The sequence below is a fragment of the Burkholderia sp. LS-044 genome (assembly GCF_004803625.1).
GTDB lineage: Bacteria > Pseudomonadota > Gammaproteobacteria > Burkholderiales > Burkholderiaceae > Burkholderia > Burkholderia cepacia.
The window spans coordinates 526,345-547,172 of sequence record NZ_SSWO01000002.1; the positions used below are offsets into that span (position 1 = coordinate 526,345).

General features: G+C 68.3%; 21 protein-coding genes. 20 read left to right on the forward strand and 1 reads right to left on the reverse strand.

Going from position 1 to position 20,828, the window contains the following annotated elements:
• Nucleotides 1–6: 6 nt before the first annotated feature.
• The 3 genes from E9536_RS07515 to E9536_RS07525 are packed head-to-tail and all read left to right on the forward strand — an operon-like array spanning nucleotide 7 to nucleotide 3,500.
• Nucleotides 7–1,068, forward strand: a complete 1,062-nt coding sequence (locus E9536_RS07515; RefSeq protein WP_136469601.1) for a ferredoxin--NADP reductase — start codon at nucleotides 7–9, stop codon at nucleotides 1,066–1,068.
• A gap of 39 nt (nucleotides 1,069–1,107) precedes the next feature.
• The gene (locus E9536_RS07520; protein WP_136469602.1) at nucleotides 1,108–2,694 is read left to right on the forward strand and encodes a FadD3 family acyl-CoA ligase; all 1,587 of its coding nucleotides are present in this window, start codon (nucleotides 1,108–1,110) and stop codon (nucleotides 2,692–2,694) included.
• Nucleotides 2,695–2,726: 32 nt separating this feature from the next.
• A complete protein-coding gene (locus E9536_RS07525; protein ID WP_060085383.1) occupies nucleotides 2,727–3,500 on the forward strand; it encodes an SDR family oxidoreductase in 774 nt (257 codons plus the stop codon).
• Nucleotides 3,501–3,553: 53 nt separating this feature from the next.
• Here the strand turns inward: E9536_RS07525 and E9536_RS07530 are convergent, their stop codons facing one another.
• Nucleotides 3,554–4,279 carry a hypothetical protein gene (locus tag E9536_RS07530; protein WP_175863280.1) on the reverse strand — a complete coding sequence of 242 codons (726 nt, stop codon included), beginning with the start codon at nucleotides 4,277–4,279 and terminating at the stop codon, nucleotides 3,554–3,556.
• Between the two features lie 998 nt (nucleotides 4,280–5,277).
• Here E9536_RS07530 and E9536_RS07535 point away from each other — a divergent pair.
• The 17 genes from E9536_RS07535 (at nucleotide 5,278) to E9536_RS07615 (ending at nucleotide 20,827) form a co-directional block, all read left to right on the forward strand.
• Complete coding sequence (locus E9536_RS07535; protein WP_027791761.1) at nucleotides 5,278–5,955, forward strand: hypothetical protein; 678 nt, start codon at nucleotides 5,278–5,280, stop codon at nucleotides 5,953–5,955.
• A gap of 397 nt (nucleotides 5,956–6,352) precedes the next feature.
• On the forward strand, nucleotides 6,353–6,589 hold the full coding sequence (locus E9536_RS07540) for a hypothetical protein (RefSeq protein WP_021159426.1): 237 nt from the start codon (nucleotides 6,353–6,355) through the stop codon (nucleotides 6,587–6,589).
• A complete protein-coding gene (locus E9536_RS07545; RefSeq protein ID WP_175755016.1) occupies nucleotides 6,522–6,992 on the forward strand; it encodes a type II toxin-antitoxin system VapC family toxin in 471 nt (156 codons plus the stop codon). Before E9536_RS07540 ends, E9536_RS07545 begins: the two co-directional genes overlap by 68 nt.
• Nucleotides 6,993–7,191: 199 nt before the next feature.
• A complete protein-coding gene (locus E9536_RS07550; protein ID WP_059697342.1) occupies nucleotides 7,192–8,088 on the forward strand; it encodes a VOC family protein in 897 nt (298 codons plus the stop codon).
• Between the two features lie 9 nt (nucleotides 8,089–8,097).
• The gene (locus E9536_RS07555) at nucleotides 8,098–8,991 is read left to right on the forward strand and encodes a CoA-transferase (RefSeq protein WP_059683718.1); all 894 of its coding nucleotides are present in this window, start codon (nucleotides 8,098–8,100) and stop codon (nucleotides 8,989–8,991) included.
• 10 nt (nucleotides 8,992–9,001) lie between these two features.
• Entirely contained in the window at nucleotides 9,002–9,799 is a 798-nt protein-coding gene (locus tag E9536_RS07560; protein ID WP_136469603.1) for a ketoacid CoA transferase, read from the forward strand.
• An 8-nt stretch (nucleotides 9,800–9,807) separates the two neighbouring features.
• Nucleotides 9,808–10,728: an enoyl-CoA hydratase gene (locus tag E9536_RS07565; protein ID WP_060085380.1), complete on the forward strand. Its 921-nt coding sequence runs from the start codon at nucleotides 9,808–9,810 to the stop codon at nucleotides 10,726–10,728.
• Nucleotides 10,725–11,834, forward strand: coding sequence for a nitronate monooxygenase (locus tag E9536_RS07570; protein WP_136469604.1), 1,110 nt, complete (start codon nucleotides 10,725–10,727; stop codon nucleotides 11,832–11,834). Before E9536_RS07565 ends, E9536_RS07570 begins: the two co-directional genes overlap by 4 nt.
• A 19-nt stretch (nucleotides 11,835–11,853) precedes the next feature.
• Nucleotides 11,854–12,669, forward strand: coding sequence for an enoyl-CoA hydratase family protein (locus tag E9536_RS07575; RefSeq protein WP_136469605.1), 816 nt, complete (start codon nucleotides 11,854–11,856; stop codon nucleotides 12,667–12,669).
• Entirely contained in the window at nucleotides 12,666–13,835 is a 1,170-nt protein-coding gene (locus E9536_RS07580; protein ID WP_136469606.1) for an acyl-CoA dehydrogenase family protein, read from the forward strand. Before E9536_RS07575 ends, E9536_RS07580 begins: the two co-directional genes overlap by 4 nt.
• Before the next feature lie 35 nt (nucleotides 13,836–13,870).
• On the forward strand, nucleotides 13,871–14,941 hold the full coding sequence (locus E9536_RS07585; protein ID WP_136469607.1) for an acyl-CoA dehydrogenase family protein: 1,071 nt from the start codon (nucleotides 13,871–13,873) through the stop codon (nucleotides 14,939–14,941).
• Complete coding sequence (locus tag E9536_RS07590) at nucleotides 14,938–16,089, forward strand: acetyl-CoA C-acetyltransferase (protein WP_136469608.1); 1,152 nt, start codon at nucleotides 14,938–14,940, stop codon at nucleotides 16,087–16,089. The genes E9536_RS07585 and E9536_RS07590 overlap by 4 nt, the downstream gene beginning before the upstream one ends.
• A gap of 41 nt (nucleotides 16,090–16,130) precedes the next feature.
• A complete protein-coding gene (locus E9536_RS07595) occupies nucleotides 16,131–17,009 on the forward strand; it encodes an SDR family oxidoreductase (protein WP_136469609.1) in 879 nt (292 codons plus the stop codon).
• 2 nt (nucleotides 17,010–17,011) lie between these two features.
• Nucleotides 17,012–18,346, forward strand: coding sequence for an acyl-CoA dehydrogenase family protein (locus tag E9536_RS07600; RefSeq protein ID WP_136469610.1), 1,335 nt, complete (start codon nucleotides 17,012–17,014; stop codon nucleotides 18,344–18,346).
• Nucleotides 18,343–19,545: an acyl-CoA dehydrogenase family protein gene (locus E9536_RS07605; RefSeq protein ID WP_060371915.1), complete on the forward strand. Its 1,203-nt coding sequence runs from the start codon at nucleotides 18,343–18,345 to the stop codon at nucleotides 19,543–19,545. The genes E9536_RS07600 and E9536_RS07605 overlap by 4 nt, the downstream gene beginning before the upstream one ends.
• Nucleotides 19,542–20,342: an SDR family oxidoreductase gene (locus tag E9536_RS07610; protein WP_048025095.1), complete on the forward strand. Its 801-nt coding sequence runs from the start codon at nucleotides 19,542–19,544 to the stop codon at nucleotides 20,340–20,342. Before E9536_RS07605 ends, E9536_RS07610 begins: the two co-directional genes overlap by 4 nt.
• Entirely contained in the window at nucleotides 20,342–20,827 is a 486-nt protein-coding gene (locus E9536_RS07615) for a MaoC family dehydratase (protein ID WP_136469703.1), read from the forward strand. Before E9536_RS07610 ends, E9536_RS07615 begins: the two co-directional genes overlap by 1 nt.
• The last annotated feature ends 1 nt before the right edge of the window (nucleotide 20,828 follow it).

Below are 20,828 nucleotides of genomic sequence, written 5' to 3' on the forward strand. Positions count from 1 at the left end.
CCGGCGATGAGCGATTCGCGCTTCCATCGGCTGACCGTTGCCGAAGTGATTGCCGAAAGCGACGACGCGTGCTCGTTCGTGTTCGACGTGCCGGCCGCGTTGCGCGACGCATTCGCGTACCGGCCCGGGCAGTTCCTGACGCTGAACGTGCCGTGCGCGGCCGCGGCCGTTGCGCGCTGCTATTCGCTGTCGAGCGCGCCCGGCATCGACGCCGCGCCGAAGATCACCGTCAAGCGCGTGCGCGACGGCCGGGCGTCGAACTGGCTGTGCGACCGCGTGCGGGCGGGCGACACGCTCGAGGTGCTGCCGCCGGCCGGCGTGTTCACGCCGCGCGCGCTCGACGGCGACCTGCTGCTGTTCGCGGGCGGCAGCGGCATCACGCCCGTGCTGTCGATCCTGAAATCCGCGCTCGTGCACGGGCGCGGGATGCTGACGCTGATCTACGCGAACCGCGACGAACGCTCGGTGATTTTCCGCGACGAACTTCAGCAGCTCGCGCAGCGCCATCCCGGGCGCGTGCGCGTGATCCACTGGCTCGACAGCGTGCAGGGCATTCCGCAGCAGCGCCATCTCGAGGAACTCGCGCGACCGTTCAGCCGGCAGGAGACGTTCATCTGCGGGCCCGCGCTGTTCATGGAGAACGCGCTGGCCGCGATGCTCGGCCTCGGGCTGCCGCGTGCGCGCGTGCATGTCGAGCGGTTCGCGTCGTTGCCCGATGCGCCGGCGCCGGCCGGTACCGCGGCGCAGGCCGTGACAACGGCGATTACGGCGACAACGTCGGCGCCCGGCGACGGTGCGGCGATCGAGACGGTGCTCGACGGCGACGCGTTCGCGTTCGACAGCGCGCCCGGCGAAACGCTGCTCGACGCGATGCTGCGCGCGGGTGTGCCGGCGCCGAATTCCTGCCGGATGGGGCAATGCGGCGCGTGCATGTGCCGGATCGAGCGCGGCGAGGTCGCGCTCGATAGCAACCACGTGCTCGACGACGACGAGATCGCGGCCGGCTGGACGCTCGCCTGTTGCGCACGGCCCGCGAGCGATGCACTGCGCGTGGTGTTTCCCGACTGAGCCGACGCGCGCCGGCGGCGCGCGCGGCCACCCTGATCTATGACGATGGACAACGAAATCCTGACCACGCCCGCGCTGATCGCACGGGCAGCCGCGCGCCACGGCGCGCATCCGGCGATCGAGTCGGAGCACGGCCGGCTGACCTACGCGGAACTCGACACGGCCCGCCTCGACGCGGCCCGCGCGCTGCTCGCGAGCGGCATCGAGGCCGGCGACCGCATCGCGGTGTGGGCGCCGAACCTGCCGCAATGGATCGTCGCGGCGCTGGCGATCCACACCGTCGGCGCGATCCTCGTGCCGGTCAATACGCGGATGAAGGGGATGGAGGTCGGCGGCATCCTGCACGACGGCGGCGCGCGGCTGCTGTTCTGCTGCGGCACGTTCCTCGGCGAATCCTATCCGGCGATGCTCGCGCCGCATCGGCCGGCGACGCTCGAGCGCGTCGTCGTGTTCGATGGCGAACCGCCGTCCGGCGCGCACGACGAGACGTGGAACGCGTTCCTCGCGCGCGGCGCCGAGGTGCCGCTGGACGCGGTGCGCGAACGCGAGGCACAGGTGACGCCCGACACCGTGATGGACCTGATGTTCACGTCCGGCACGACGGGCCGCCCGAAGGGCGTGATGACCGCACACGGCCAGAACCTGCGCGCCGCGCAGGCGTGGGCGGCGATCGCCGGCGTGCGACCTGACGATCGCTACCTGATCGTCAATCCGTTCTTCCACACGTTCGGCTACAAGGCGGGCTGGCTCGCCGCGCTGTCGAGCGGCGCGACCGTGCTGCCGCATCTCGTGTTCCAGCCGGCCGACGTGCTGCGGCGCGTTGCCGACGACCGCATATCGGTGCTGCCCGGCCCGCCGACGCTGTACTACGCGCTGCTCGACGCGCCTGATCGCGCGACGCACGACCTGTCGTCGCTGCGGATCGCGGTCACAGGCGCGGCGGCGATCGCCCCGAGCCTGATCGAACGGATGCGCGCCGAGCTCGGCTTCGAGACGGTGCTGACCGGCTACGGGCTGACCGAATCGTGCGGCTTCGCGACGCTGTGCCGTCAAGGCGACGATGCGCAGACGGTCGCCTGTACGTCCGGCCGGCCGATGCCGGATGTCGAATTGCGCATCGCGGGGCCGGGCGGCGCGCCGCTCGGGCCGGACGAGACCGGCGAAATCTGGGTGCGCGGCTACAACGTGATGCGCGGCTATTTCAACCAGCCGGACGCGACGCGCGAAACCGTCGATCCCGATGGCTGGCTGCATACGGGCGATCTCGGCTGCGTCGACGCGAACGGCAACCTGAAGATCACCGACCGCATCAAGGACATGTTCATCGTCGGCGGCTTCAACTGCTATCCGGCCGAGATCGAGCGGCTGCTCGCCGCGCATCCGGCGATCGCGCAGGTCGCGCTGGTCGGCGTGCCCGATACGCGGCTCGGCGAGGTCGGGCACGCGTATGTCGTGCTGCGGCCGGGCGCGCATGCCGACGCCGACGAACTGAACGACTGGGCGCGCCGCAACATGGCGAACTACAAGGTGCCGCGTTATTTCACGTTCGTCGAGCAACTGCCGACGAGTGCGGCCGGGAAGGTGCTGAAGTACCGCTTGCGGGCGGGGACCGAGGCGGCGGCCTGAGCGCCGCCGCCGTACACGAACGGGATGAACGCATGAACGACAACGGGTTTCCGCAGGGTGCGGTGCTGGTGTTCGGCGGCAGCGGCGGGATCGGGCAGGGTGTCGCGCTCGAGTTCGCGCGGGCCGGCGTGCCGGTCGCGGTGGGCTACCGCAGCAAGGCCGACGTGGCCGAGCGTGTCGCGCGCGACATTCGCGGCGAGGGTGTCGCGGCCACCACGCACTGCGTGGACGTGACCGATCCCGCACAGGTCGACGCCGCGCTCGCGGCCGCGATCGGCGCGCATGGCCGCGTGCACACGGTGGTCTGGGCGGCCGGGCCGTTCGTGAACCAGCGTCATATCGGCGACATGACACACGACGACTGGCGCCGCGCGATCGACGTCGAGACGATCGGCTTCTTCGTGGCGGCGAAGGCCGCGCTGCCGCACTTCCGTGCATCGGGCGGCGGATCGTTCGTGACGCTCGGGTCGGCCGGGCACCTGCGCTGGCCCGAGCGCGACGGGCTGTCGGTCGCACCGAAGGCGGCGAACGAGGCGCTGGTGAAAGGGCTGGCGCGCGAGGAAGGGCGCTACGACATTCGCGCGAATTCGATCCTGGTCGGCGTGATCGAGGCCGGGATGTTTCCGGTGCTGCTCGAACAGGGGCAGTTCGACCAGGCGTGGATCGACGAGACGCAGAAGATGCTTGCGCTCAAGCGCTGGGGGAAGGCGCACGATGTCGGGCGGGCGGCGGTGTTTCTGGCGTCGGATCGGGCTGGTTATATTACCGGGCAGCAGTTGAATGTTTCGGGGGGGTATGGGTTGTAGCGGGTGAAAAAAGCCTGCCCGGACGAGCAGGCTTTAGCGTCGCGCGAGTCGTATCAATTGTCTTGAACGTTGACATCGCCGGTTTGGGCGATCTTCGTGAGGACGCGCTTCTGGTACGCATACCACGATGTCAGACAGTCCTTGTCGCGGCAATTCTTCTCGCGAAAATTCCACTGTTTGCGTGTCCGCTCAACAAAGGCGGCCTTGTCGATGACGGCATCCTTCGCTTGTTGGTATGTCGCGGCAAGATCCCGATCTGAAGCCGCGAGATCCGGATCGTGACAGATCAGAAATTCCGGAATGGACTTGGCTTTGGCACAGTCGAAGCTTGTTTGTTGCAGCGGCGAAGCCGCCGCGTCGCTTGCGGGTTGAGTTGCCACCGGCTGAGCAACAGGCAAGTTTGCTTGTGTCGAGGGTGCCGTAGCTGCTGATTGTTGAGATTGGGTCAACGTTGACGTGTGTTGACCGTAGGGTGTCAGTTGCCCTGACATCGCGTCTTCGATCATCGCGCCGATCAGGGAATTAGGTACAACCCGTACGGTTTCAGTTTTTAGAATCGAATCACCGGCCATGGTTTGCGACTTGGCGAAATTGCAAGGGGCCGAACAGGTAATGCGATTCGAAATATTCGGATTGTCTTCATCGACGAGAAGCAGAATATAGCTGCCATCCCTGAGGCCAACATAGCGCATCATGACAAGCGCCTTCGTGGCTTTTCCTGCTCTCACATCATCTTCACTAAGCGCAGGCTCGTAACCATACGTGCCATCCTGACTCATTGCGTAGTTGTGGGAAGGGGGCGGAGGTGCAGGAGCTACCACTGGAGGCGGTTGCTGTGGCGTGGAGTTATCGCTTGACGTTCCAGGACTCGTCGCTGACGACTGAGCGCTAGTGTTGGATTGTTTCGAATCGCAACCAGCAACAATGGCTGCAACCAACAAAAGAATTGCGATGTGTTTCACAGTTTCCCCGCTAGTCGATTGGTCTTATAAATTGCCGAAGGTGGGTACGGATATTCCAGGCGGGATGCCTCGTCTGCAATTTTCCGGTTGCCGGATTGACTTATATGAATCGGCTTGGTCTTGGTCGATGGATTGTACCAAGCTGCTCCATTCGGATGGCGATCTCCAGCGGCTTTAAAGCAGCGCGTCGTCATTGCATTCAAATGAGAGACACGCGCCGGCATCCGTATTCACCCTGCATCGCCACGCGCGGCAGCGCATTGCGCCATCGGCGCGAGGTCGCACCGTTGCAACGTTTCTTCCATGCATTCCGCCGCACGCGCTCGACGGCACCGACCATTCCCCAACGCTGAAGTCCATCCCGCCTCGTTCGGCAGGCATTTGCGATATCGATTCGTGGCACGCCGGATCGCATGCTCCGGCATCGTCTGCCGAATAAGGATGCGTTCCTGAAACATTTCCTCCGATTACAACCGGCGTGAGCGTCCGTGCTTTGAGGCGACCCTTGTCCCGCTTCGATTTGCGCCGCATGGCACGTGCCTTGCGGTTGACCCGGTGCCGCCGGCGCAAACGAATTTCGCGAGAACGACGAACGCGTCGGCGGCATGCAACGACATCGAAACAAACGGGGAATCGGATCGGGCCGCGGGCGTCGTCTGTCGCGACGTACCTGCCGCGCATGTCGTATCGGTCATGCGCGTGGGCAACGTGTTCCCGATCCGTCGAACAGCAAGCGTGCTTGCAAGGTGTCGTGCCGGGGTTCGCATCACGCATGGCGACGCAGGCCGCATGCGTTGGCGAGGCGCGCCCGGCACATGTCGGGGGAGGCGCCCGTGAAAACGACAGTGAACCAATGGGCATTCGTCGCGGTGGTGTTCGCCGCGAGTGCGCATGCGCAGGAAATCTACCTGCAGGGCGGCACGCAGGGCGTGGGCATCGGCGCGGCCGTGAGCTTCAATTCGATGCTCGGTGCGCATGCGGATTTCAATGCGATCGATCTTTCGCATGACTTCACGGTGGCCGGCAATCGCTACCAGGACGACCTGAAGCTGCGCCAGGGCGGCTTGTACGCGGACATCTTTCCGTGGCGAGGCAGCGGCTTCCGCGCGACGCTCGGGCTACGCTTCAACGACGACGAGCTTCGCGGCGTATCGGTGCCGACTAATGGCACTTACGTGTTCGGCGGCAAGCGTTATCCGGCGCGGCCGGGGATGTACGCGGTGGCCGAAGCGCGCTATCCGACCGTGATGCCGTACTTCGGGATCGGCTACGGGCACCGGCCGGCGTCGAAAGGGCTGGGATTCGTCGCCGACCTCGGCGTTGCGTACGGGATACCGAAATGCTCGTACACGCTGTCGCCGGAGCTGGCGGCCGCGGCCGGGCCCGTGAAGAGCCAGATCCTGGCCGCGAGCGGGCTGGATTCGCTGCGGCAGGTGATGTCGCGCTACCGGTGGTATCCGGTGTTGCAGATCGGGATTTCGTATCGGTTCTGAGCGGCGAGGCGTCGTTGCGTGTGCCGGGCGAGGAATGGCCGGCATCGCCGGTACGGGCGGGCCAATGGATGTTGGCACGGGAGGGCCGACGACCCTCGCGAGCACCGCACGCGGAATCGGTGAATGCAGCCGTCCCGCATCGATCGGCGCGCGCCCGCGCAGGCCGTTCAGCCGTGAATAGCCGATCGGCCGTCTTTCCCGCCGTTCCGATCCGGCTTACCTTTTCAAACAGCAGTTCGACGTGTCGGGCGAGCGGCGCATGCCGAAAGGGTTCATGCGGCCCGTTGCCGTTCGCTGACGCCAACCACCGTCCTTCTTCCGTTGTTGGCGATGATAGCAATGATTGCAATTCCCGGTCATGGCGCTATCATTGATATCAATCTGGATGGAGGGAACCATGGCAAATCTACTGGTGCGTAACGTGGATGACAATATCGTTCAGAGCCTGCGCGAGCGGGCTGCGGCAAATGGCCGGAGTGCCGAGGCCGAACATCGGGCCATTCTGGCCGATGCGCTCGGCCGGCCGAAGCGAAAGACATTTGCGCAAGTGCTGATGAGCATGCCCGATGTCGGCGAAGACGCGGATTTTCAACGTATTCAGGATTCCGGCGAGGCCAGGCGTGTATTTGATTGATACCAACGTCATCAGTGAAATCAGGAAGGGCAAGCGAACCAACCGTGGCGTGCGGGCGTTCTTCAGGCAGGCCGCGGCGGACGCCAGCCCGCTTTACCTGTCCGTCGTGACAGTTGCTGAACTTCGCCGCGGCGTCGACCTGATCCGTCATCGCGGCGATCACCCCCAGGCGTCGGCGCTCGAGGCGTGGGTGGCAACCATCCTGGCCGGCTATGCACCGAACATCCTGCCGGTCGACATCGAGATCAGCCAGACGTGGGGGCATTTGCGCGTGCCCGATCCGACGCACGAACTCGACAAGCTGATCGCGGCCACCGCGCTGATCAACGATCTCACCGTGGTGACGCGCAACGTCGCGGATTTCGCCCGCACCGGCGTCAGGTTGCTGAACCCGTTCGACTGATCCGGGTTGCCGCGTCGCGGCAACCTGTACCGGCTCTCCGTCTCCTTCCGCAGGCATGGCCCGTTCCGCCGGGCTGCCGCGCGCGTCCGCGCCGCTCCGATTCCCCGCCGCCTCTCGTCCCAACAGACGATGTAACACCACCTCCGACCGGCCAGAATCCTTTCACGAACAACGGATTCTGAACCAGGAGGAGGCCGACATGATCGATGTCCGTGCGCTTGGCTATGTCGTCGTCGAGGCGACGCGCGTCGATGCGTGGCGCCGCTACGCGGAAGACGTGCTGGGCATGCAGGCGCTCGACGCGCCCGACGGCGCGTTGTACCTGAAGATGGACGAGCGCGATTTCCGCTACGTGATCGTCCCCGGCGCGGCCGACCGCTATTTCGCGTCGGGCTGGGAGCTGCCCGACGGCGCCGCGTTCGACGCCGCGCTGGCGGTGCTGCAGCGGGCAGGCGTCGAGCCGATCCGCGCGACGTCCGCCGAAGCCGCGCTGCGCCGCGTGCAGGCGATGGCGTGGTGCACCGACCCGTCCGGCAACCGTCACGAGCTGTATTGGGGGGCGCGCTGCGATTTCCGCCGTTTCGTGTCGCCGCTGGGCGTTGCGCACTTCGTCACCGGCGACATGGGGCTCGGCCACGCGGTGCTTCCCGCGCCGCAGTTCGACGCGACCGACGCGTTCGTGCGCGGCGTGCTCGGCTTCGAGCTGTCCGACATCTATCGCGTGAAATTCACGCCCGATCCCGCCGAACCCGAAAAGCGCATCCACTTCATGCACTGCCGCAACGCGCGCCATCACAGCCTCGCGCTGTTCGAGATGGCCGTGCCGTCGGGCTGCGTGCACGTGATGGCCGAAGTCGACTCGATGGACGAAGTCGGCCGCGCGCTCGACCGCGTGGCCGCGCACGACGTGAAGATGTCCGCGACGCTCGGGCGCCACTGCAACGACCAGATGATCTCTTTCTACATGAAGACCCCCGGCGGCTTCGATCTCGAATACGGCTTCGGCGGCCTCACGGTCGACTGGTCGAAGCACGCGGTGTTCGAGGCCACGAAGGTGAGCCAGTGGGGCCACGATTTCAGCATCGGATACCGGTAAGCCAGCAGGATGACGATGAAACCTCTCGACAAGACGATGTCCGCGCGCGACGTGGTCGCGCAACTCGCCGACGGCATGACGATCGGCATCGGCGGATGGGGGCCGCGGCGCAAGCCGATGGCGCTGGTGCGCGAAATCGCGCGCTCGAACCTGAAGGACCTGACGATCGTCGCGTACGGCGGCGCCGATGTCGGGCTGCTGTGCGCGGCCGGCAAGGTACGCAAGGTGGTGTTCGGCTTCGTGTCGCTCGACGTGATCCCGCTCGAACCGCAATTCCGTCGTGCGCGTGAACAGGGCCGCATCGACGTGCTGGAACTCGACGAAGGGATGCTGCAGCTCGGCCTGCGCGCGGCGGCCGCCCGGCTGCCGTTCCTGCCGACGCGTGCCGGGCTCGGCACCGCGCTGCTCGATCACGCGCCGCAACTGCGCACGGTGCAGTCGCCGTACGACGACGGCGAAACGCTGCTCGCGATGCCGGCGATCGACCTCGACGTCGCGCTGCTGCACGTGAACGCGGCCGACCGGATGGGCAACACGCGTATCGACGGCCCCGATCCGTTCTTCGACGCGTGGATGGCACGCGCCGCGCAGCGTTGCTACGTGTCGGCGGAAACGGTCGACGCGTCGCTCGCGAGCGAAGACCTCGACGCAGCGAAACGCAATCCGTTCGAGCGCTCGCTCGTCACCGGCGTCGTGCACGCGCCGGGCGGCGCACACCCGACGTCGTGCGGGCCGGCCTACGGCTGGGACCTGCCGCACCTGCGCGCGTACTGCGCCAGTGCGGAAGACGATGCGAAGACGGCGGCGTACCTGCGCGACGTGGTCGGCCAGGACGAACGCCAGTACCTCGAAGGCGTCGGCGGGCTGTCGCACGTGACGACGCTGCCGTTGCCGATTCTGTAAAGGAGCGCCTGTGAGCGAATCTCTCGACCATTCCCTCGCGGAACTGATGATCGTCGCGTCCGCGCGACTCTGGCGCGACGACGGCGAAGTGCTGGCGACCGGCATCGGCACGGGCCCGCGGCTCGCGGCCGGCCTCGCGCGGCTTGCGTACAACAACAGGCTGATGCTGACCGACGGCGAAGCGTATCTCGTCGAGGAGCCGGTGCCGCTCGGCCCGCGCCCCGACGGCTACCGCGTGAAGGCGAGCGGCTGGATGACCTACGAACGCGTGTTCGACTGCCTGTGGCACGGCCGCCGCCATGCGCTCGTGATGCCGACGCAGATCGACCGTTTCGGCCAGGCCAACATCTCGTGGCTCGGCGACGACTACGCGCGCCCCAAAACCCAGCTGCTCGGCGCGCGCGGCTTCCCCGGCAACACGACGAACCACGCGAACTCGTTCTTCGTCAGCGGCCACGGCAAGCGCACGTTCGTCGAAGGCGAAGTCGACATGGTGTGCACGGTCGGCCACAACCCGGCGCGCCGGCTGCCCGGGATGAAAACCTTCGTCGACCTGCGCAGCATCGTCACCGACCTGTGCGTGATGGATTTCGGCGGACCCGACCACGCGATCCGCGTGCGCTCGCTGCATCCGGGCGTGAGCTTCGACGAGGTGCAGGACGCGACGGGCTTCCCGTTGATCGCGCATCCGGAGCTCGGCACGACGGCCGCGCCGACCGCGGAAGACCTGCGCATCGTGCGCGCGCTCGATCCGCACAACCTGCGCGCGACGATCGTGCGCAACAATCCGGCGCCGCGCCGGGGATGAGGTCCGACATGGAAGCGACCCAGATGACGTTCGGCGACGGTGTCGTCGACTACGCGGTCGACGGCGGCATCGCGACGATCACGATGAACCGCCCCGAGTATCACAACGCGCAGAACTCGAAGATGACGTATGCGCTCGACGCGGCGTTCCGGCGCGCGGCGCACGACGACGCGGTGAAGGCGATCGTGCTCGCGGGCGCCGGCAAGCATTTTTCGGCGGGCCACGATATCGGCACGCCGGGCCGCGACATCCACGAGTCGTTCGATCGCGCATCGCTGTGGTACGACCACGTCGACAAGGACGGCGGCGAATTCCTCTATGCACGCGAGCAGGAGGTCTACCTCGGGATGTGCCGGCGCTGGCGCGACCTGCCGAAGCCGACGGTCGCGATGGTGCAGGGCGCATGCATTGCGGGCGGGCTGATGCTCGCGTGGGTGTGCGACCTGATCGTCGCGTCCGAGGATGCGTTTTTTGCCGATCCGGTCGTGCGGATGGGGATTCCGGGCGTCGAGTATTTCGCGCACGCGTACGAACTGAACCCGCGCATCGCGAAGGAATTCCTGTTCCTCGGCGAACGGATGCCGGCCGAGCGTGCGTACCAGATGGGGATGGTCAACCGCGTCGTGCCGCGCGAACGGCTGCACGACGCGACCTATGCGATTGCCGCGAAGATCGCGACGATGCCGCGCCTCGGGCTCGCGCTGACCAAGCAGGCACTGAATCACGTCGAGGAACTGCAGGGCAAGCGCGCGGCGATGGATGCGGCGTTCGCGTGGCATCACTTCGCGCATGCGCACAACGAGCTCGTGAGCGGCGACCGTCTCGGCGGCTACGACGCGCGCAGCATGGCCAGTTCGCAGCGTCAGCCGAACGGCGTTGATCGCGGCGACGCGCCCGCACCGGTCGCCGTCAACGGAGCGGCCGCATGAGCACGACGCTTCAGACGCTTCAAGGCCCGCTGCATACGCCTCTGTGCGACCTGCTCGGCTGCCGCTATCCGATCGTGCAGACCGCGATGGGCTGGGTGGCCGATGCGCGGCTCGTCGCGGCGACCGCCAACGCCGGCGGCTTCGGCTTCCTGGCCGGCGCGACGCTCGAACCCGAGCAGGTCGAGGCCGAGATCCTGAAAGTGAAGTCGCTGACGGACAAGCCGTTCGGCATCAATTTCCACATGTTCCAGAAGAACGCGCAGCAGGTCGTCGAGCTGGCGATCCGGCACCGGCTGCGCGCGGTGAGCTACGGCCGCGGGCCGGATGCAAAGACGATCCGCCGCTTCAAGGACGCCGGCATCGTCTGCATGCCGACCGTCGGCGCACCGAAGCATGCGGTGAAGGCGGTCGAGCTCGGCGCGGACATCGTGACTGTGCAGGGCGCGGAAGGCGGCGGCCACACGGGCTCCGTGCCGACCACGCTGCTGCTGCCGAAGGTGCTCGACGCGGTGCGGGTGCCGGTGGTCGCGGCCGGCGGGTTCTTCGACGGGCGCGGGCTGGCTGCCGCGCTCGCGTACGGCGCGGCCGGCATCGCGATGGGCACGCGCTTCCTGATGAGCGCCGAATCGCCGGTGCCGCGCGAGACGCTCGAACGCTACGTCGCGGTAGGCGACCCGGCGCGCATCCGCGTGTCGGACGCGCTCGACGGGCTGCCGCAACGGATGATCGACAACTCCTACCTGCTGAAGCTCGAGCGCTTCGGCCCGCTGCGCCGCACGCTGTTCGCGCTGAAGACGGCCGACGCATGGCGGCGCCAGAACGGCCTGAGCACGGGCGACATGCTCGGCCTCGCGATCAAGGCGCTGCGCTCGCACGACTACACGGCGAGCCAGACGCTGATGGCGGCGAACGCGCCGTTCCTGATCCAGCGCGCTATCGTCGAGGGCCGCCCCGATGAAGGCGTGCTGCCGAGCGGCCAGGCGGCCGCGATGATCGGCGCGATCGAACCGTGCGACGCGCTGATCGCACGGATCGTCGCGGAAGCCGGCGAGCGACTCGACGCACTGGCCGCGCTGCGCGGCACGGCGGCAGCGCAGGCCGCATGAACAACATCACAGGGAGGCAATGGAGATGACAGGATCCAACCAACCGGCCGGCGCGATGCCGTTCCGGATCGATCGCGCCGACGGCATCGCCGAGCTGGTGATCGCCCATCCGCCCGTGAACGCGCTCGACGCGCAGGGCTGGCATGCGCTCTCCCGCGCGCTCGATGCGCTCGGCGAGGAGGACGAGGTCCGCGTGATCGTCGTGCGCGGCGAAGGCCGCGGCTTCTGCGCGGGCGTCGACATCAAGGAGCTGGCCGCCCATCCGGAGCGGATCGTGGCGGTCAACGCGGGCAATTACGAGACGTTCCGCGCGGTGCACCGCAACCCGAAGCCGGTGATCGCGGCCGTGCACGGTTTCGTGCTCGGCGGCGGGATCGGCATCTGCGGCGCGGCGGACATCGTCGTCGCGGCCGACTGCGCGCGCTTCGGCGTGCCCGAGATCGACCGTGGCGCGATGGGCGGCGGCGCGCACCTGCAGCGGCTGTTCGGCGTGCAGAAGGTGCGCGCGATGTACTTCACGGGCGAGATGATCGACGCGGCCGAAGCGTACCGGCTCGGTGCGGTCGAGCCGGTCGTGACGCGCGACACGCTGCGCGATGCGGCGCTCGCGCTCGCCCGCAAGATCGCGGACAAGAGCCCGGCGATGGTGCGGCTCGCGAAGGAGGCGCTGAACGGCGTCGAGGACGGCGATCTCGAGGACAAGTACCGCTGGGAGCAGGGCTTCACGCTGCAGGCGTACATGACGAACGATTCGACCGAAGCGCGCGCTGCATTCGTCGAGAAGCGCGACGCGCGTTTCGATGTGCAGGCCACCGTCGAGGAGGCACGCGCATGAACCTGACCTACACGCCGCAGCAACAGGCGTTTCGCGCGGAGATCCGCGAATGGCTCGCCGCGCACGTGCCGCGCGAGCGGCTGCCGAGCTTCGACACCGAGGAAGGCTTCGCCGCGCACCGCGAATGGGAGCGCACGCTGCACTCGGGCCGCTGGAGCATGGTCACGTGGCCGCGCGAGCTGGGCGGGCGCGGCTGCGACCTGATCGAGTGGCTGATCTTCGAGGAAGAGTACTGGCGTGCCGACGCGCCGATGCGCGTGAACCAGAACGGCATCTTCCTGCTCGGCCCGACGCTGATGGATTTCGGCACCGCGGAGCAGAAGGCGCGTTTCCTGCCCGCGATGGCGGCCGGCGAGCACGTATGGGCACAGGGCTGGTCGGAGCCGAATGCGGGTTCCGACATGGCCGCGATCCGCACGACGGCCGCCCGGATCGGCGACGAATACGTGTTGAACGGCCAGAAGATCTGGTCGACGCGCGCGGTGTGGGCCGACTGGCTGTTCGGGCTGTTCCGCAGCGACCCGGAATCGTCACGCCACCACGGGCTCACGTTCCTGATGGTGTCGCTGTCCGCGCCGGGCATCACGGTGCGGCCGATCCGCCAGCTGAACGGGCAGACGGGCTTCGCGGAAATCTTCTTCGACGACGTGCGCGTGCCGGTCGAGAACCGGCTCGCGGCCGAAGGCGCGGGCTGGCAGGTCGCGATGGCGACGGCCGGCTTCGAGCGCGGGCTGATGCTGCGTTCGCCCGCGCGCTTCCAGCGCACCGCGCAGGCCCTGCGCGACCTGTATCTCGCCCACCGCGACAGCGCGGATCGCGATCCGACGCTGCGCGAGCGCGTGGTGCAGGCGTGGATGGATGCGCAGGCGTATGCGCTGTCGACCTACGCGACCGCGAGCCGGCTGCTGAAGGGCGGCCATATCGGCGCGGAGTCGAGCACCAACAAGGTGTTCTGGTCGGAACTCGACCTGCGCATGCACCAGACCGCGCTCGACATTCTCGGCGCGCACGGCGAGGTCGTCCCGCAGACGGCCGCGCAGCACGCGACGCTCGGCCACTGGCTCGACGGCTTCCTGTTCGCGCAGGCCGGCACGATCTACGCGGGCACCAACGAGATCCAGCGCAACATCGTCGCCGAACGGATGCTCGGCATGCCGCGCGCATGACGGCGCCGGCGCCACCCTCACTGAACGGACATCGTATGGATTTCGTATTCGATGAAGACCAGGAAGCGCTCGCGGACAGCGTGAAGCGCCTGCTGATGACCGAGATGACGCCCGAGCTGATCCGCGAGCTCTGGGCCACGCCGACCGGGCGTTCGGACGACCTGTGGGCGCTGTTCGCGTCGCAGGGGCTGACCGCCGTGTCGGTGCCCGAGGCGCACGGCGGCCTCGGCCTGAGCGAAGCGGAATGGGCGCTGCTCGCGCAGACCTACGGTTACTTCGGCAGCCCCGAGCCGCTGCTCGACACGGCGCTCGTCTCGGCCGGCGTGCTCGCGCGGCTGCCGGCGAGCGACTGGCGCGACGCGCTGCTGCGCGACATCGCCGAAGGGCGCGCGCGCGTCGCGCTCGTGCATCCGGCGAACCCGTATGCGGCCGACGTGCACGTCGCGCAAACGCTCCTGTGCGAGCACCGTGGCGAGCTGCACCGCGTCGATCCCGCGCAGTGCGCATGGCGCGCGGTGGACAGCGTCGACCCGTCGCGGCGGCTGTTCACGCTCGACTGGGAGCCGTCGGCGGCCACGCGCATCGCAAGCGCCGACGAAGCCGCGCCGCTGCTGGACCGTGCGCTCGACCACGGCGCGTTCGCGGTCGCCGCGCAACTGCTCGGCCTCACGCAGCGCGTGCTCGACGTCGCGATCGACTACAGCGCGCAGCGCAAGCAGTTCGGCAAGGCGATCGGGTCGTACCAGGCGCTCAAGCATCTGCTTGCCGATGTCGCGATCCGCTACGAGTTCGCGCGGCCGGTGGTCGCGCGCGCCGCGCAGGCGATCGCCGACGATCACCCGCAGCGCGCGGTGTTCGTGTCCCACGCGAAGCTCGCGGCGACGTCGGCCGCGCAGCTCGCCGCGCGTCACTCGATGCAGGTGCACGGGGCGATCGGCTACACGTGGGAGCTCGACCTGCAGATCTTCATGAAGCGCATCTGGGCGCTCTCCGGCAGCTGGGGCGACAGCGCGTTCCACAAGGCCCGCGTGGCCGACGCGATCCTCGGCGACGCGTTGCCGATCGGCCCCGCGCAGACCTTCGACCTCGAGGAAACCCGTCAATGAAACAAGCCTATATCGTCGACGCGCTGCGCACGCCGACCGGCCGCCGCAAGGGCGGGCTCGCGCACGTGCATGCAGCCGACCTCGGCGGCTTCGTGCTGAAGACGCTCGTCGAGCGCAACGCGATTCCCGCCGACGAATACGACGACGTGGTGTTCGGCTGCGTCGACACGATCGGCCCGCTCGCGGGCAACATCGCGCGCACCTGCTGGCTCGCGGCCGGGTTGCCGCTGCAGGTGCCGGGCGTGACGGTCGACCGCCAGTGCGGCTCGTCGCAGCAGGCCCTGCATTTCGCCGCACAGGCCGTGATGAGCGGCGTGCAGGACGTGGTGGTCGCGGGCGGCGTGCAGACGATGACGCAGATCCCGATCTCGTCCGCGATGACCTGCGCGGCGCCGCTCGGCTTCGACGACCCGTTCTCGGGCAGCACCGGCTGGCGCGCGCGCTTCGGCGACGCGCCGGTGTCGCAGTTCGTCGCCGCGCAGCGGATCGCCGATCACTGGAACCTGTCGCGCAACGCGATGGAGCGCTATGCGCTCGAAAGCCACCGCCGTGCGGTCGCCGCGATCGAGGCCGGGCATTTCAAGCGGGAAATCGTGCCGCTCGAAGGCGTGCTGCACGACGAGACGCCGCGCCCCGACACGTCGCTGGAAAAGATGGCGACGCTCGAACCGCTGACGCCGGGCGGCTCGCTGACGGCCGCCGTCGCGAGCCAGACCTGCGACGCGGCCGCGGCGCTGCTGATCGTGTCGGAGGACGCGTTGAAGCGCTACGGTCTCACGCCGCGCGCGCGCATCCATCACCTGAGCGTGCTCGGCGACGATCCGCTGTGGATGCTGACCGCGCCGATCCCGGCGACGAAGGCCGCGTTGAAGAAGAGCGGGCTCGACTGGTCGCAGATCGACGTCGTCGAGATGAACGAGGCGTTTGCGTCGGTCGCACAGGCGTGGCTGGCCGATACGCGTTTCCCGCATGAAAGGACCAACCCGAACGGCGGCGGCATCGCGCTCGGCCATCCGCTCGGCGCGACCGGTGCGCGGCTGATGACGACGCTGCTGCACGAACTGGAACGCACCGGCGGCCGGTACGGATTGCAGACGATGTGCGAAGGCGGCGGCCTCGCGAACGTCACGATCATCGAGCGCCTGTGAGCGCGTCACTTTCACGATCTCACGATCCAAGAGGCACCAGCATGGGAATCTGTAACGGACGCACCGTCATCATCACCGGCGCGGGCGGCGGGCTCGGGCGCGAATATGCGCTCGCGTTCGCGGCCGAAGGCGCGGCGGTCGTCGTCAACGACATCCGGCACGAGGCCGCGCAGGCCGTGTGCGACGAGATCGCACGACACGGCGGCAACGCGCTTGCGAATGCGGACGACATCACGCGCGTCGAAACGGCGCAGCGGATCGTCGACGCGGCCCGCGAAGCGTTCGGCGATGTGCACGTGCTCGTCAACAACGCGGGCATCTGCCGCGACAAGATGTTCACGAGCATGACCGAAACCGACTGGGACGACGTGATGCGCGTGCATCTGCGCGGCCACTTCTGCCTGTCGAGCGTGCTGGCGCGCGTGTGGCGCGATGCCGCGAAGGCCGGCCACGCGGTCGACGCGCGGATCGTCAACACGAGTTCGGGCGCCGGGTTGCAAGGCTCGATCGGCCAGTCGAACTACGGCGCGGCGAAGGCCGGCATCGCCGCGCTCACGCTGATGCAGGCGGCCGAGCTGCAGCGCTACGGCGTGCGCGTGAACGCACTCGCGCCGGCCGCGCGCACGTCGATGACCGAAGGCGTGTTCGCCGACATGATGAAGAAGCCCGAGGACGGCGGCTTCGACTATTTCGACCCGGCCAACGTCGCGCCGCTCGTCGTGTGGCTCGGCAGCGCGCTGTCGGCCGACGTGACGGGCCAGGTGTTCGAGGTCGCAGGCGGGATGATCGCGGTCGCGGAAGGCTGGCGCACGGGCCCGAGCGTCGACCGCGGCGCGCGCTGGGCGGCGGCCGAGGTCGGCCCGGCGGTCGCGCGGCTGCTCGCCGAGACGCGGCCCGCGCAGCGCGTGTACGGGAGCTGAGCATGGATCTGGCGCTCACCGACGAACAGGCGATGATCCGCGACGCGGCGGCCGACGTGCTCGCCGAACGCAGCGCGTCCGCCGACGTGCGCCGCGCACTCGAGCTGATGGCCGGCCGCGACGATGCGCTGTGGGCTGCATTGGCGGGCGAACTCGGCTGGAACGCGCTCGCGCTGCCGGAGGCGGCGGGCGGGCTCGGGCTCGGCGCGGTCGAGCAGGCGGTGCTGATGGAACAGCTTGGCCGGCGCATCGCGTGCGTGCCGTATTTTTCGACCGCGTGCCTCGCGGCGACCGCGCTCGCGGGCTGCACTGACAATCCGCTGGCGATGGACTCGCTCGCGAAGATCGCCGAAGGCGCGTGCAGCGCGACGCTGGCGCTGCCGTTCGACTGGCCGTTCGGCGAGCCAGGTGGCGCGCGGGTCGGCCGGCCATATGGCCGGCCGGGTGCCAATGCGTTCGGCGCATCTTTCGGCGAATCGTTCGACGAACCGGCCAGTGCGCGACCGCTTCCGTTCATCGCGGAAGAAACCGCGGCCGGCTTCGCATTGTCCGGCGTCGCAGCGCAAGTGCTCGACGGTGCGCGCGCCGACCTGCTGCTGGTTCCGGCGCGGATCGCGAACGAAGGGCAGTCGGTCGGCCTGTTCGCGATCGACATGACTACCGGCGCAGCCGGCGTTGCGGTGACGCCGCTCGACACGCTCGACGCGACGAGGCCGCTCGCACGGATTGCGCTCGACGACGTGCGCGTGAGCCGCGACGCGCTGATTGCGGGCCGCGACGCGGCGCAGGTGCTCGAACGTGCCGCATGGTTCGCGGCGCTCGCGCTGGCCGCCGAACAACTCGGCGGCGCACAGCAATGCCTCGACCTGACGCTCGACTACACGAGCCAGCGCGTGCAGTTCGGCCGCGCGATCGCGTCGTTCCAGGCCGTCAAGCACCGTTGCGCGCAGATGATGGTGCTGATCGAATCGGCGCGCTCGGCCGTGCTCGGTGCGGCCCATGCGTGGGACGCGGAAGCCGGCAGCGTGGTGCCGGGCAACGCATTGCGTGTCGACATCGCCGCGGCGAAATCCGCCGCGAACGACGCGTATGCGTTCTGCGCACAGGAAGCGATCCAGTTGCACGGCGGCGTCGGCTTTACGTGGGAATACGACCCGCATCTCTACTTCAAGCGCGCGCAGGCGTCGGGCGCGCAGTTCGGCAGCACGCCGCAACTGCTCGAATGGATCGCGTCCCATGCGATCGACGGCGGCGCATCGCAGCGTGGCGAAGCATTCGAGCCATCGGCGGCAGCCGCATCACGCCCGTCCGCCGCACGCGCAGGAGCCCTTCAATGAACAGCGAAACGCGCGAACAGCAATTGCGGCACGAAGTGGCCGACTGGGTGCAATCGCACCTGACCGGCGAATTCGCGTGCCTGAAATACCGCGGCGGCCCCGGCGACGAGGAAGCGTTTCCCGACCTGCGCAAGGCATGGGAGCGGGAACTGGCGCAGGGCGGCTGGACCGGCCTCGGCTGGCCGACCGCCGCCGGCGGGCGCGGCTTCTCGGTGGCCGAACAGGTGATCTTCCACGAGGAATACGCGCGCGCCGGAGGCCCGGGAAGGATGGGCCACATCGGCGAAGGGCTGCTCGGGCCGACGCTCGTCGCATGCGGCACCGACGACCAGCGCGCGCGCTTCCTGCCCGGCATTCTCGCCGGCACGCAGTTCTGGTGCCAGGGCTATTCGGAGCCGGGCGCGGGTTCGGATCTGGCGAATGTCCGCACGCGTGCCGAACAGGATGCGGACGGTACGTGGCGCGTCTACGGCCAGAAGGTCTGGACGTCGCTTGCACACGATTCCGACTGGATCTTCGTGCTCGCACGCACCGATCCCGCGTCGAAGGGCAACAAGGGGCTGTCGTTTCTGCTGATGCCGCTCGACCAGCCGGGCATCGAGATCCGGCCGATCAGGCAGCTCAACGGCGGCGCGGAATTCAACGAAGTGTTCTTCGACGGCGCGCGCGCGGAAGCACGCGATCTCGTCGGCGCGCCCGGCGACGGCTGGCGGATCGCGATGACGCTGCTCGGTTTCGAACGCGGGATGTCGACGCTCGGCCAGCAGATGCAGTTCGTCCGCGAGCTCGAATGGGTGATCGACGCCGCGCGCGAATCGGGCGCGGACCGCGACCCGGTGCTTCGGCAGCGGATCGGCCGCGCGTGGGCCGGGCTGCGCGTGATGCGCTACAACGCGCTGCGCATGCTGTCCGGCGCCGACGACGCCGATGGCGGTGCCACCGCGCCGCTGCGCCGCGAGGCATTGATCTACAAGTATTTCTGGTCGAACTGGCACCGCGACCTCGGCCAGCTCGCGATGGACGCGCTCGGGCCCCGCGCGAACGTGATCGATCCGGCCGACGAAAAGCTCACCCATCTGCAGCGCGTATTCCTGTTCTCCCGCGCGGACACGATCTACGCGGGTACCAACGAAATCCAGCTCAACATCATGGCCGAGCGCGGGCTCGGCATGCCCAGGGAACCACGAGGCACCGCATGACCGAACCCCAGATCCAGAAAGCGCCGGCCTACGTGCCGGGCCACCAGCTGCTCGCCGGCAAATCGGTGCTGATCACGGCCGCCGCCGGCGCCGGCATCGGCTTCGCGGCCGCGCGCCGCTGCGCGGAGGAAGGCTGCCGCGCGCTGTTCATCTCCGACATCCACGAAAAGCGCCTCGAACAGGCGGTTCAGACACTGCGCGCCGAAACGGGGCTGCAACAGGTCTATGGCCGCCTGTGCAACGTCGCGGTCGAGGCCGACGTGCAGGCACTCGTTGCCGACGCCCAGGACAAGCTCGACGGCGTCGACGTGCTGATCAACAACGCGGGGCTCGGCGGGTCGACCCGCATCGTCGATATGGACGATGCCGAATGGTCGCGCGTGATCGACATTAGCCTCACCGGGACGTTCCGGATGACGCGCGCGATGCTGCCGCACATGCAGGCCCGCGGCCGCGGCGCGATCGTCAACAACGCATCGGTGCTCGGCTGGCGCGCGCAGGCGGAACAGGCGCACTACGCGGCCGCGAAGGCGGGCGTGATGGCGCTCACGCGCTGCGCGGCGCTCGAGGCGTCGCCGTACGGCGTGCGCATCAACGCGGTCGCGCCGAGCATCGCGATGCACGATTTTCTGAAGAAGTCGGCCCCGGCCGACCTGCTGAATCAACTGGCGTCGCGCGAAGCCTTCGGGCGCGCCGCCGAAGTCTGGGAGGTCGCGAACGTGATGGTGTTCCTTGCAAGCGATTACGCGTCGTACATGACGGGCGAAGTGCTGTCGGTCAGCAGCCAGCACGCATGATGAGCACGACCCTCGACCCCGTGCGCGCGACGCCCCGCGTGTTCGCGCATCCCGGCGAACTCGCGGCGGCCGTCGGCGACACGCTCGGCGCGAGCGCGTGGCTCGCGATCGGCCAGATCCGCATCGACGGTTTCGCCGACGCGACCGGCGATCACCAGTGGGTGCACGTCGACCCGGTGCGCGCGAAGGACGGCCCGTTCGGCGCGTGCATCGCGCACGGCTACCTGACGCTGTCGCTCGTCAATCATTTCCTGCCGCAGATCGTGCGTTTCGACGGCGCGCGGCTCGGCGTCAACTACGGCTGCGACAGGATCCGTTTCCCCGCGCCGGTGAAGGTCGGCGCGCGCGTGCGCGGCGTCGGCGAGCTGCTGCGCGTCGAGCCGCTCGACGGCGGTGTGCAGGCATGGATTCGCGTGACCGTCGAGATCGAAGGTGAAGCGAAACCCGGCTGCGTGGCCGACACGATCAGCCGTTACTACTTCTAGA